Genomic DNA, 12,269 nt, shown 5'->3' with positions numbered 1-12,269 from the left:
GGGCGGCCGACCGACGACAACGGGGGCGGTCGGCCGCCCGACTCCGCCGGCAGACGCACCGCCCGACGACCAGGGCGATCCAGCAGTGCGTCACCCGCCGCCGGAAGTTCCGTGCGGATCGCGGCAGCGGTCTGCGAACCCCGGCACTCGAAGGAGTTCTCGATGATCAGGAAGCGTCTCGCGACGGTCCTCGCGGCCACGGTCCTCGCCGGAGGCCTGGTCGGCCTCTCCGCCGGCGCGGCCCATGCCTCCGCCCGGGTCAACAAGTGCGGGAGCGCGTACGACTTCAAGCGGAGCTGGGAGATCAACGACATCCACAACGTGGCCGCGGTGGTCGGCTTCATCGACATCTACTACAACAGCGGAAACGGGTACAACTGCGCGATCGCCCGCGGGAACGACGCGGTCGTCAGCGGCCAGCACGAGATCTTCGTCGAGATACGGCGCTCCCGCGACAGCACCTGGATCAAGGACGGTGTCGGCAGCAACTACACCCAGTACGCGGGCCCGGTCTACGCGTACGCCAAGGGGGCCTGCATCGACTTCATCGGGGGGCTGAAGTACAACGAGTTCTCCGGAACCGGTGACACCGGCTACAGCTTCGAGCACTGCGGCTGAGCCGTGGCCGGGCGGCAAGGCCCGCTGGAGCCGGTCCGGCCCGCCCGAGGCCCGCGCGCGTGGGGTGGGGTTATCCCCACCCCGCGCACGCCGGTCGCCACCATGGTTCGTACCCACCCGCCATTCCTAGCCTGGACCCCGTCGCTGACGGACACGATCCACGAGGGATGGCAGCACCATGGCAGCCCGCCACCACCGCCCGGAGTACGAACCGCCCGAGCCTCACGCCCCCGCCCGCCCCGCGATCGGACCGCGCGCGGTGCGGCGCGGCCACGGGCGCGGCGGCGAGACGGTGCACGCGGTGCGCGGGGTCGACCTCGCGCCGGGCCGCGGCAGCTCCACCGCCCCGTCGGGGGCGGCGGCATGAGCAACGGACTCGCGCGCGCCTCGGTGCGCTTCCGGCCGCCTTCCTTCGCGGGGACCTTCGTCGCCCTGCTGTTCGGCGCGGCCGTCATCATGGGCTGCGGCACCCTGTTGCAGACCGGCATCACCGCGAACGTGCCCCCGGTGCGCTACGCGCAGGCGCCGGTCGTCGTCGCGGCCGGTCCGGACATCGGGATCGTCCGCAAGGTCAACAAGAAGGAGAAGGCCGTCGACCGGCCGGTGCCCGACCGGCCCCGGGTGGACGCGGCCCTGGCCCAGCGCATCGCCGCCCTGCCCGGTGTCGCGGCGGCCCGTCCCGACACCGCCTTCCCGATCCAACCGGGTCCGGCCACACCCGGCCTGACCGGGCGCGGGTACGCGGCGCTCGGCATCGCCGGCGGCGCGGACACCCTGGTCGAGGGCCGCGCCCCCGGCCCGGACGAGGTGGTCCTGGACGCCGCCACCGCACGGGACGCCCGGCTGGCACCCGGCGCGAGCCTCACCCTGGTCGCACCCGGCGGCAGCGGCACCTACCGGATCTCCGGCCTGGCCGCGCCGCAGAACGCCGGCCCGACGGCCTGGTTCGCCGACGCGGTGGCCGGGCAGCTCTCCGGTCACCCCGGCCGGGTGGACGCCATCGCCGTCCAGCCGAGCGAGGGCGTCGGCGCCAAGGACCTCGCCCGCCGGCTCCGCGAGGCCCTGCGCGACACCGCCGGCCCGCAGGCCTCCGGGGCGTCGCCCACCGGGATCAGGGTGGTCACCGGCGAGGACCGCGGCTCCGTCGAGCAGCCTGGGCTCGGGCAGAGCCGGACGCTGCTGGTCGCGATCGGCGGATCCTTCGGCGGCACCGCCACCATGACGGCCGTCTTCGTGGTGGTGTCCACCGTCGCCCTGGCCGTCGGTCAGCGGGCCCGCGAGTTCGCCCTGCTGCGCGCCGTCGGCGCGACCCCCCGCCAGATCCGCCGCACGGTCGCCACCGAGGCGATGCTGGTGGCACCCCTCGCCGGCCTGCTCGGCCTCGTCCCGGGCGTGGCGCTGGCCCGCTGGTGGTTCGACGGACTGGTCTCCCGCGGCGCCGTCCCCGAGGGCGTCGAACTGGACGTCGGAGCGGTCCCCGCGCTCGTCGCCGTCGCCACCTGCTCGCTGGCCGCGCTGGCCGCCGGCTACCTCGCCGCGCACCGTCCCTCCCGCCTGCGCCCCGGCCAGGCACTCGGAGAGGCCTCGGTGCCGGCCGGCCGGGCGGGCGTGGTGCGGGCCCTCCTCGGTCTGGCGGCCGTCGTGGGCGGCGTCGTGCTGGCCGCCGTCGCCGCCGGCCTGAGCGGTGAGAACGCCGCCAACACCGCGCTCGGCGTGGTCATGTGCTTCCTGGTGGCCACCGCCCTGCTCGGCCCCTGGGTGGCCCGGGTCGCCGCCGGAGTGCTCGGCCTGCCGCTGCGGGCGGGCGCGGGCGGCACCGCCGGATCGCTGGCCGCCGACAACGCCCGGGCCGACGCCCGCCGACTGACCTCCGCGATCACACCCATCGTGATGGTCAGCGCCTTCTGCGGCACCATGCTGTTCATCCAGAGCAGCGTCGGGCACGCCACCGGCGAACAGCTGCGTGCCGGGGTCGTCGCCGACCACGTGCTCGGCTCCACCGGTCGCGGCCTGCCCGCCGCCACCGCCGAACGGGCCGCCGAAGTGCCCGGCGTCGAAGCCGCCGTGGGCGTGCTGCGCACCGGAGCCGTCTACCGCTCCGACGGGAAGCTCCGCTCCGCCAACGCCCTCGGCGTGTCCGGCGATCCGGCGAGGCTGCCCCGGGTCCTCGACCTGGGCGTGCGCAGCGGCTCGCTCGCCGACCTCGCCCGGGGCACGGACACCGTCGCCCTCGACGCGGCCCTCGCCGACAGGCTCGGCCACAGCGTCGGCGACCGCGCCTCCTTCTGGCTCGGCGACGGCACCCAGACACGGCTGACGGTCGTCGCCACCTACGAACGCGGCCTCGGCTTCGGGCAGTTGATCCTGCCCCGGGCCGCCGTCGCCGCACACGCCGCCGTCGCCTACGACAGCCAGGTGCTCGTCGCGGACGCACCCGGAGCCGACCGCGCGGACGTCGCCGCCCGGCTGGCGAGGCTCCCCGCCGAGGCCCCCACCACCGGGACCGCCACGATCGGAGGGCTCACGGTGGCCGACCGCGCCGGGTACGTCGCGCAGACCGACCGCAGGCGCGAGGCCGGCGACTGGGCGAACTCCGTGATGGCGGCCGTCCTCGGCGGCTTCGCCGCGATCACCGCCGCCAACACCCTGGTGATGACCGTCCTGGACCGCGGCCGCGAGGTGGCCCTGCTCCGCCTCACCGGCGCCACCCGCCGCCAGATACGCGGCATGATGCGCTGGGAGGCCCTGCTGGTGGCCGCGACCGGGCTGCTGCTCGGAAGCCTGATCGCCTGGATCACCCTGGTCCCGATCGCCCGGGGCCTCGCCGACGCCCCGCCGTACGTCCCGCCCGGCACCGCCCTGCCGCTGGCCGCCGCGGCCGTGGCCCTCTGCCTCGCCGCGACGGCCCTGCCGACCCGCGCCCTGCTGCGCTCCCGCCCGCTCGCGGCGAGCGGCCGGCGGTAGGTGGACAGGGGTAGGGGAACCGTCGGACCGGAGGCGGGACGTCCGTCCCGCCTGCCGCCGGACGGGTGAACCCTGCGCGGGCCGGTTGGCGCCCCGGCTGCCGCTTCGCCACCATGACGTCCGCGAACCACCGTGCTCGTCCGTCCGACGCCGACGGCGGGCGGTGACCCGCCCGAGAGCCGCCGGTGCCTGCCCGCTGGCCGCACCGCAGCCATCCGACGATCCCAGGGGGAACCCGTTGCCCCAGACCGAGAACCTCACAACCACTGTCCCCGGAGCACGGCTGGTCCCGATGCACCGCATGGAGCTGCCGCCCGTGGGGCCGCCGCGCCGTGAGCAGCTGCCGAACGGCACTCCGATCTGGCTGGTCACGCGCTACGACGACGTCCGCCGGGCCCTCGTGGACGCCCGGTTCAAGCGGTCGCTGCTGTTCGCCCCGGACGCGCCGCCGCTGAGTGACACGCCCAACCTGGGCAGCGACCGGGACTCGATGTTCCACAAGGACGGGATCGAGCACCACCGGATGCGCCGCGTCTTCCAACGGGCGTTCACCCCCGGCGCGATCGAGCGGTCGCGTCCGTGGGTGACCTCCGTGGTCGACCGGCTGCTGGACGATCTCGTGCGGCACGGCGCCCCGGCCGATCTGGTCACCGGGTACACCAGGCCGCTGCCGAGCGCGGTGATCGCCAGGATGATGGACCTCCCCGGCGAGGACCTCGGACGCGTCCGGGACTGGACCGAACTCGCCTTCGCCACCGCCGACCGTGACCCCGCCGAAGTCATCCGCGCGATGCGGGAGTTCACCGCGTACGTGGCCGGGCTGCTCGCCGACCGCCGACGCGCACCCGGCGACGACCTGGTCAGCGCCATCGTCCGGGCCGCGGACCGGGAGGGTGAGGTGTCCGAGCGCCAACTGGTCAACCTCGTGTGCGGGTTGATGGTGGCCGGACACGAGACCAGCATGACCACGCTGGCCAACGCGGTGCTCTACCTGCTCGCCGAACGCCCCGACGCCTGGAGCCGCATCGGCTCGGACGAGGCGGCGGCCGCCCTGGCGGCGGAGCGGCTGCTGCACACCATCCCCCTGGGCGCCAACAGGGAACGCCCCGGAAGCCTCCTTCGTACCGCCGAGGAGGTCGAGCTGGGCGGCGTGACCATCGGCGCCGGCGACATCGTCGCGGCCGACCGCACCACCGCCAGCCGGGACCCCGGCGTTTTCCCACCCGATTCCCTCAGCCGGCTGTTCGACCCGCTGGAAGCCGGCACCCTGGCCTTCGGCGCCGGGCCCCACTTCTGCCCCGGCGCGTGGCTGGCCCGCCTCCAGATGCGGATCGCCCTCCACCGTCTCGCCGCCCGCCTGCCCGGCCTGCGCCTCACCCTGCCGACCACCGGGATCGAATGGCGGCTCGGCACCTCCACCCGCAGCCCCCTGCACCTGCCCGCCACCTGGTGACGGACCGGCCTGGTGACGGACCGGCCGCCACCGATGCTCCGGGACAGCCGTCCTCGTGAACGCCGGTGTCCCGGAGGTCAGGCGCCCGGCGTCGGCAGCCTGCTCGGGTGTCCGCGGGACGGCGACGAGGCCGACCTCGTAATGCAGCGCCTCCATAACGGAGTTCATTCCGGCGTGCGATACGAAGGCGGTGGCATGGCGGAGTACCGCCAGCTGCGGGAACCGCGACCGGACGTCCACCCGGCTCGGGATGGCGCCGAGTACGGCGGCATCCGTATCGCCCACGGTCATCGCCAGCTGCCAGGGCCCGTCGGCGATGGCGTCGATACAGGCGCGGTAGAACTCCGGGCGACCGTTGAAGACGGTGCCCAGTCGGGCGGCGACCAGTGCTCGGTCTGCTCGCGACTGCCCATCGAGGGGCCGACGAAGTGAAAACGTTCGTCGAAGCTGTCAGCGGCCGGCTGGAACTCCCGCGGGACGAACACGAGGTTGAGCCCGTCCGCCATCGTCATGGTGTCGGCGACACCGAGCGGGACGCCGTACTCGGTGGAGAAGGCCTCACAGTCAGTGTCAGCACGGGGACACCCTGGCAGCACCAGCGCCGCAACGCCATCGAGATTCGCGACTCGCCGCAGCCACCGGCGGCGATGATGCCCGGGCCGCCGTCGAGCCCCGCAGTTCGACGTCCTCACCGCCGGCGACCCCCGATACGCCGTTGGATCGGTCATCCGCGCTCTTTTCGTACGACTTTTCGGAGTGGATGGTCAATTGTGAGATCGGCGTATTCATCTTTCCTGCGCGGATCCATTCCAGGAATCCGGTCGATAGCACATCACGGCGACTGGATGTCAATTGGTCGGCGGCTTCGTCACGCTTACGGATTACCACGAGAGATCTGGCCCCGATGTTTCGTGGAACGATGCGACGGTACTGAAAAATGACGGACCGGCAGGGGAAGGAAAAGAACCATGGGAGCCTCTCGCGGCGGACCGATCGAATTCGGGCGGAGCACCCTGCTGTGACCGCCACCGTGGAGCAGACGCTGCACCACCAGACCGGTGCCGGCCTGCCCGTGCCGTTCGCCGTCGCCGGGACGGGGGTGCACCTGCCGCCGGCCGTCGTCACCAACCAGGAGCTCACCCGCACCCTGGACACCAGCGACGAGTGGATCACCAGCCGCACCGGGATCCGTGAGCGCCGGCGGCTGGCCCCGGACCTGGCGACCTCCGACATGTGCGTCGCCGCGGCCCACCCGGCCCTGGAGGCCGCCGGGGTCGGGCCTGCCCAGCTGGACGCGGTCATCGTCGCTTCCTACACCGGGGACCAGCCGCTCCTGTCGACCGCATTGATCGTCAAGGACGCCCTCGGCGCCCACCGCGCCCTGTCCCTGGACGTCACCCAGGCGGCCTGTGCCTCCGGCGTCCAGGCCGTGCTGATCGCCGCCCACCTCCTGCAGAACCCGTCCATCAGCACCGTTCTGCTGCTCGCGGCCGACTGCGCCTCCAGGATCACCGATCCGACCGACCGCACCGCCGGGGTGTTCTTCGGAGACGCCGCGGCGGCCGTGGTGCTCACCCGCACCGACGAGGCCGGAGCGGGCCTGCTCTCCTACGACCTGGGCTCCCAACTCTCCTACGGCGTCCAGATCCCCGCCGGGGGCTCCCGGCTGCCCACCACGGCGGCCACCGTCGCCGCCGGGGAGCACTACCTGCGGATGGACGGCCGTGCCGTCTGGAACACCGCCACCGCCCGCCTGCCCGAGAGCATCGCGAGCGCCGCGCACCGTGCCGGTGTGCCGGTCGACCGGATCCGGCACTTCTTCCTGCACCAGGCCAACCTGAACATCCTCACCGAGACCATGACCGCCCTGGGCGTTCCCCGCGAGCGCGTTCCCGTCACGGTCGAGCGGCTGGGCAACACCGGGTCGGCCGGGCTGTTCACCGCGCTCCACGCCACGATGGCCGAAGGCGCCCTGCTCCCGGGGGACACCTATGTGCTGTCCGGGATCGGTGCGGGATTCCAGTGGGGAACCCTCTGCCTCCGGCACGCCTGACCGGCCGGCCCCGGGGTCAACCGAGTTCGTTCCTGTGGACGACGCCGTCCTTGACGATCAGTCGCAGGTTCCGTTCGGGGTCGGCGAGGACGGACAGGTCGGTGGTCGGGTCGCCGTCGACGACCAGGAGGTCGGCCCAGGCGCCCGGCGCGATGACGCCGAGCGGTGCGGCGCGGTAGGGGTCCCGGCGGCCGGACAGGCGGAACAGCTCGGCGTTGCCGGAGGTGGCCGTCCGCAGGGCCTCGACCGGGCCGAGGTGCTCGCCGAGCCGGACGAGCATCTCGTTCTGCCGGTGGGCCTTCCCGGGGTCGAAGACCAGGTCGGTGCCGAAGGCCAGTCGCACGCCGTGCCGCACCGCCCAGCCGATGGTGCGGGCGACGCCTTCGCAGACCTCGCGGTTCTTGCGGGCGCTGTCCGGGGAGGCGTAGTGGTGGTCGTCGACCTCGAACGGCTGGGTGCTCAGCCAGACGCCCTGCTCCGCGAGGTGGCGGACGGTGTCCTCGTCGAGGAGGTGCCCGTGCTCGACGCAGCGCACCCCGGCCCGTACCGCGCGGCGGACGCCTTCGGAGGTGTAGACGTGCACGGTCACGTAGGTGCCCCAGTCGGAGGCCGCGGCGACGGCGGCCTCCAGCTCGGCCGGGGTGAACTGCAGGACGTCCAGCGGGTCGAACTCCGAGCTGACGCCGCCGCCGGCCATCAGCTTGATCTGGGTGGCGCCCTTCCTGAGCTGTTCGCGCACCGCGGCGAGCACCCGTTCCGGCCCGTCGGCCACCCGGGTGAACCCGAGCTGCTCGCTCCGGGCCGGCGGCCCGCCCAGGGCGGTCGGGGCGTCGTGGACCGTCCCGAAGTCCCCGTGGCCGGAGGTCTGGGAGACGGCCGCCTGGCTCGGGTAGATCCGCGGGCCGGGGAACAGCCCGCGGTCCAGCACCCGCCGCAGCGGTTCGGTGTCGCCGGCCATGTCCCGCACCGTGGTGAAGCCGCGCATCAGCATGGAGCGGGCCGCGGCCAGGGCCTGGTAGTAGACGGTGCCGGTCGGGGCGAGCTGGAGCTCCGCCATGGTGCCGCCGGCCGCGAACAGGTGGACGTGGGCGTCGGTGAGCCCGGGGATGAGGGTGCGGCCTCCGCCGTCGAGCACCGTCGCGCCACCCGGGGGACCGGACGGGAAGGGGCGGCCCAGCACCACCTCCGCGATCCTGTCCCGCTCCACCCGGACGTACCCCGGCGCCGCCTCGGCTCCGGTCCCGTCGAAGACGCGCACGTTCGTCACCAGCAGCCCGGCACCCGCTCCGTCGACACCCATGCCGCCATCTTCGGCCGGTCACGGAGCCGGGACCAGGGGGCCGGACGGATCGGGTCGGTCCGGCGGTGCCCGGCCGGCAGCCGACCGGCCCGGCCCCGGGTGCGCCCGGGTACCCGGAAATGCCGGACTGTGGGGGAGTTGATCAGGGTGAGGGCACGAGTGGGCGGGAAAGAGAAGGCCAGGGGGCAGTTGTCGGACGCGCTGCTGTCGCGGAGGGCCGATGCGACGGGACGGACGAATGGCGAACTCCCTGCTCGCGGTGGTGAGCCGGGACTGGATCGGGGCGCCGGTCGCGCTGGCGGTGGCGGCAGCGGGCGGTGGCCTCCTCGCGGTGGGGGCGGCCTGGTCGGTGGCGCTCGCTGGCCTGGCGCTGGCCGTCGGGGTGCTGCTGGCGGCCGGGGCCGTTCGGCACCTGGTGCTGGTGGCCCGGGAGGCGCGGGCGCATCCGCCGCCGGGGCGGTTGGTGGACGTGGGCGGTCACCGGATGCACGTCCTCGCCGAGGGGCGGGCCGGGGCGGGGCCGACGGTGGTCTGGATGCCCGGCGGGCACGCCCCCGGCGAGGACCTCCGGGAACTGCACACGATGCTGTCGGCCCAGACCCGGTCGGTGCTGGTCGACCGCCCGGGGACGGGCTGGAGCGACGTCGGGCCCTTCCCCCGGACGACGGCCGCCGAGGCGGCGGAGCTGCCGGCGGCGCTGGAGGCGGCGGGGGAGCGGGCACCCTTCGTGTTCGTCGGCCACTCCTTCGGCGGGCTGCTGGTCGCGAACGTGGCCAGGCGCCGGCCGGACCTGGTGGCGGGGCTCGTCCTGCTGGACCCGACCCCCCTGGAGGTCATCGCCTTCGCCCCGCCCAACGGGCAGCTCGCGGCGCTGCGCCGGGGCGTCCTGCTGGCGGCGGTGCGGCAGCTGTTCGGCGCGCACCGGGGCCCCGGCGGCCGGACCGGGCCGTGCTGCGCCGCCGCGTCGATCTTCGCCGAGCTGTCGCCGTCCGGGCTGGCACAGGTGGGCTGGGAGACCGTGGTGTACGACGGGGACCTCGGGGACCTGCCGCTGGTGCTGGTGGTACCGCGGGACCTGATCGGCGGCGAGGCGGTGCTGGCCGGTGCCCGGGACGCGGTCGAGGCCGAGCGGATCAGCCGCTTCTACCTCCGCAGCCGGGTCCGCTACCTGGCGGCGTCGACGGCGTCGAGGCTGGTGTACACACCGGCGGGGACGGGTCACGACTTCCCGCACGAGGCGCCCGAGTTCGTGGTCGGCGTGGTCGGGGACCTGGTGCGCGAGCTGCCCCCGATCAGCCCATGACCGTCCGCGCGGAGTCCGTCCGGACCGGGCGGCGACGGGAGAAGGCGCCCAGGTCGACCACGGTCCCGGTGTGGTCGCAGCGGAAGTGCACCGGGTCGCCGTCGTGGTCGTGCCCGGCCTCGACCCGGTCGATCAGGGTGGCGAGGTAGCGGCCCACCAGCGGGGCGTTCTTGAACTGGTTGCCGCTGGTGCCCATCGCCACGTAGTAGCCGTCGAGGGCGGTGCGGTCGTAGATCGGGGTCCAGTCGTCGGCGACGTCGTACACGCCCGCCGCGCCGAGGGGCCGGTTGGGGACCCGGAGCGCGGGGAACCGGCGCGCCGCCCGGGTCACCTGGGTGCGGAAGCGCCGGGCGGTGGGGCGGGGATCGGCCCCGTCCGGGTCGTCGATCCACTCGTGCGGGTCGCAGTCCGGCTCGGTCCCGCCGACCAGGAGCTGCCCGCCGGGGGCCGTGCGGACGTAGGTGCCGACGTCGAGGTCGGCGACCAGCGGGAAGGGGTCGGTGGTCCGGACGTCCGGTGCGGGGACCTGGTGGACCTCCTCGCGCAGCGGACGCACACCGATCGTGAAGTCGTCGCCGACGCCCGCCAGCCGGTTGAGGCCGCCCGACCACGGGCCGGCGGCGTTGACCACGACGGGTGCGGCGATCCGCGAGCCGTCGGCCAGGCGGACGCCCGTGACCCGGTCCGCGTGCCGGTCGACGGCCACCACGGTGTGGTGGAGGAGGAGTCGGGCGCCCAGCCCGATCGCGGCGTCGGCGAGGTTCAGGGCGGCGAGCTGGGGGTCGTCGACGTACCCGGCGTCCGGGGTGAACAGGGCGCCGAGTTCGCCGGACGGGTCGGCGAAGAAGGCGTCGTCGTCCACCGGCTTCGGCGGCCAGTACCGTCCGGGGTCGATCCCGGGAAGGCGCTCGCGCAGCGTCGGGGCGTCCCACCGCTCGTACGGGACGCCGGCACGCTCGAACAGGGCGGCGGTCTCGGAGGGTTCGACCTCGGGGGAGTCGAGCAGCACGGCGCCGGTGCGGTGGAAGGCGGCGAGCGGGCGGGGGCCGGTGAGCCGCAGGTGGTCGGGCCAGGACGTCCAGAGGTGCTGCGCCTCCCAGGCGGTGGCGACGCTCGCGAAGGCGGAGTAGTTGAAGCGGATGATCGCGCTGGAGGCGCTGGTGGACCCGTGGCCGACGGCGCCCGCCTTGTCCACGACGACCACCTGCCGCCCGGCGCGCGCGAGTTCGAGGGCGACGGCGGCGCCGATCACCCCGGCTCCGACGACCACGGCGTCCGGTCGAACGTCGGTCATGGCGGCCCCTCCCCGGGCGGCGGCGTGCGCAGGCTCGGCACGGCGGCGAGTAGCGTCCGAGTGTACGGGTGCCGCGGGGCGCGCAGGAGGGTTGCGGTGGGGGCGGTCTCGACGATCCGGCCGTGCCGCATGACCGCGACCGCGTCGGAGACGTGGCAGACCGCCGGCAGGTTGTGGCCGATGAACAGCATGGACAGGCCGAGGCGTTGCTGGAGTTCCCGGATCGTGTTGAGGACGGAGGCCTGCACCGAGACGTCGAGCGACGAGGTGATCTCGTCGGCGATCAGCAGGCCGGGTTCGACGGCCAGGGCGCGGGCGATGGCGACCCGTTGGCGCTGCCCGCCGGAGAGCCGGCGCGGCAGCCGGTCGGCGAGCCGCGGGTCCAGGCCGACGAGGCCGAGCAGTTCGGTGACGCGTTCGGCGCGGGCGGGCCGGTCGAGCCGGCGGAAGACGGTGGCCGCTTCGACGAGCGTCTGGCGGACCGTCATCCGCGGGTCGAGCGCGGTGTCCGGGTCCTGGAGGACGACCTGGACCAGGCGGCCGAGCCGGCGGCGGTCGCGGACGGTGCGGGTGCGGGCCTCCCGGCCGTCGAGCAGGACCCGGCCGGCGTGCACGGGGGTGAGGCCGACGATCGCGCGGGCCAGGCTCGACTTGCCGGAGCCGGACTCGCCCACGAGCCCGAGCGTCGTACCGGACGGGACCTCCAGCGAGACGCCGTCCACGGCGGTGACCGGGCCGCGCGGGCCGGGGTGGCGGACGGTGAGGCCGGTCACCTGGAGTTCGGTCATGAAGCGGTCACCGTCTCCGGGTCCGCCGCCACCGGTACCGGGGACCAGCACGCGACCAGGTGGCCGGCGTCGAGGTCCTCCAGCGGCGGGGCCTGCTCGGCGCAGTGGTCCCGGCGGCGCGGGCAGCGGGGCTCGAACGCGCACCCCGGGGCGGGCAGCAGCGGGTCGGGCGGTGCGCCGTCGACGGTCCGCAGCGGCCGGTCGCGGTCGGCGGTGAGCTCCGGGACCGAGGCGACCAGGGCCCGGGTGTAGGGGTGCCGGGCGCCGTCGGCGAGGCGGTCGGCGGGCAGGGCCTCGACGATGGTGCCCGCGTACATCACCAGGACGCGTTCGCAGAACTCCCCGACGAGCGCGACGTCGTGGCTGATGAACAGGATCGCGGCGCCGGTGTCCCGCCGGATCTCGGACAGCAGCCCGGTGATCTGCCGCTGCACGGTGACGTCGAGCGCGGTGGTCGGCTCGTCGGCGATGATCAGGCCGGGCCGCACCATCAGCC

Annotated in this window: 10 protein-coding genes and 1 pseudogene; 6 read left to right on the top strand and 5 right to left on the bottom strand. The window is 74.6% G+C overall.

Annotated features, from left to right (window positions below):
- Positions 1 to 162: 162 nt before the first annotated feature.
- From ACWDCZ_RS35940 to ACWDCZ_RS35925, 4 genes are all read left to right on the top strand, one after another.
- The gene (locus ACWDCZ_RS35940; protein ID WP_074005843.1) at positions 163 to 618 is read left to right on the top strand and encodes a hypothetical protein; all 456 of its coding nucleotides are present in this window, start codon (positions 163 to 165) and stop codon (positions 616 to 618) included.
- A gap of 178 nt (positions 619 to 796) precedes the next feature.
- Positions 797 to 985 carry a hypothetical protein gene (locus tag ACWDCZ_RS35935; protein WP_449818070.1) on the top strand — a complete coding sequence of 63 codons (189 nt, stop codon included), beginning with the start codon at positions 797 to 799 and terminating at the stop codon, positions 983 to 985.
- A complete protein-coding gene (locus ACWDCZ_RS35930) occupies positions 982 to 3,582 on the top strand; it encodes an ABC transporter permease (protein ID WP_449818069.1) in 2,601 nt (866 codons plus the stop codon). Before ACWDCZ_RS35935 ends, ACWDCZ_RS35930 begins: the two co-directional genes overlap by 4 nt.
- A 301-nt stretch (positions 3,583 to 3,883) precedes the next feature.
- Entirely contained in the window at positions 3,884 to 5,035 is a 1,152-nt protein-coding gene (locus ACWDCZ_RS35925) for a cytochrome P450 (RefSeq protein ID WP_449818068.1), read from the top strand.
- Between the two features lie 135 nt (positions 5,036 to 5,170).
- Here ACWDCZ_RS35925 and ACWDCZ_RS35920 read toward each other — a convergent pair.
- Positions 5,171 to 5,407: pseudogene (locus tag ACWDCZ_RS35920) on the bottom strand (macrolide family glycosyltransferase); the annotation flags it as partial.
- Between the two features lie 646 nt (positions 5,408 to 6,053).
- Here ACWDCZ_RS35920 and ACWDCZ_RS35915 point away from each other — a divergent pair.
- Positions 6,054 to 7,088: a 3-oxoacyl-ACP synthase III family protein gene (locus ACWDCZ_RS35915; RefSeq protein ID WP_449818067.1), complete on the top strand. Its 1,035-nt coding sequence runs from the start codon at positions 6,054 to 6,056 to the stop codon at positions 7,086 to 7,088.
- Between the two features lie 16 nt (positions 7,089 to 7,104).
- Here ACWDCZ_RS35915 and ACWDCZ_RS35910 read toward each other — a convergent pair whose 3' ends face one another.
- Positions 7,105 to 8,388, bottom strand: a complete 1,284-nt coding sequence (locus tag ACWDCZ_RS35910; RefSeq protein ID WP_449818066.1) for an amidohydrolase family protein — start codon at positions 8,386 to 8,388, stop codon at positions 7,105 to 7,107.
- Positions 8,389 to 8,626: 238 nt separating this feature from the next.
- On the opposite strand from ACWDCZ_RS35910, the gene ACWDCZ_RS35905 reads away from it, so the two are divergent.
- Complete coding sequence (locus tag ACWDCZ_RS35905) at positions 8,627 to 9,691, top strand: alpha/beta fold hydrolase (protein WP_449818065.1); 1,065 nt, start codon at positions 8,627 to 8,629, stop codon at positions 9,689 to 9,691.
- Here ACWDCZ_RS35905 and ACWDCZ_RS35900 read toward each other — a convergent pair.
- From ACWDCZ_RS35900 to ACWDCZ_RS35890, 3 genes are all read right to left on the bottom strand, one after another.
- Positions 9,681 to 10,985 (bottom strand): NAD(P)/FAD-dependent oxidoreductase, encoded by a 1,305-nt coding sequence (locus ACWDCZ_RS35900; RefSeq protein ID WP_449818064.1) that lies wholly within the window; start codon positions 10,983 to 10,985, stop codon positions 9,681 to 9,683. The two genes, ACWDCZ_RS35905 and ACWDCZ_RS35900, sit on opposite strands and share 11 nt — an antisense overlap.
- Positions 10,982 to 11,773: an ABC transporter ATP-binding protein gene (locus tag ACWDCZ_RS35895; RefSeq protein WP_117486211.1), complete on the bottom strand. Its 792-nt coding sequence runs from the start codon at positions 11,771 to 11,773 to the stop codon at positions 10,982 to 10,984. The genes ACWDCZ_RS35900 and ACWDCZ_RS35895 overlap by 4 nt, the downstream gene beginning before the upstream one ends.
- Positions 11,770 to 12,269: oligopeptide/dipeptide ABC transporter ATP-binding protein (locus ACWDCZ_RS35890; protein ID WP_449818063.1), on the bottom strand; the 500-nt coding region annotated here is incomplete at its 5' end. The genes ACWDCZ_RS35890 and ACWDCZ_RS35895, both read right to left, overlap by 4 nt.

This window comes from Kitasatospora sp. NPDC001225 (genome assembly GCF_053597855.1).
The sequence above is the reverse complement of the archived record's forward strand: the minus strand, read 5'-3'. Positions and strand labels throughout refer to the sequence as shown.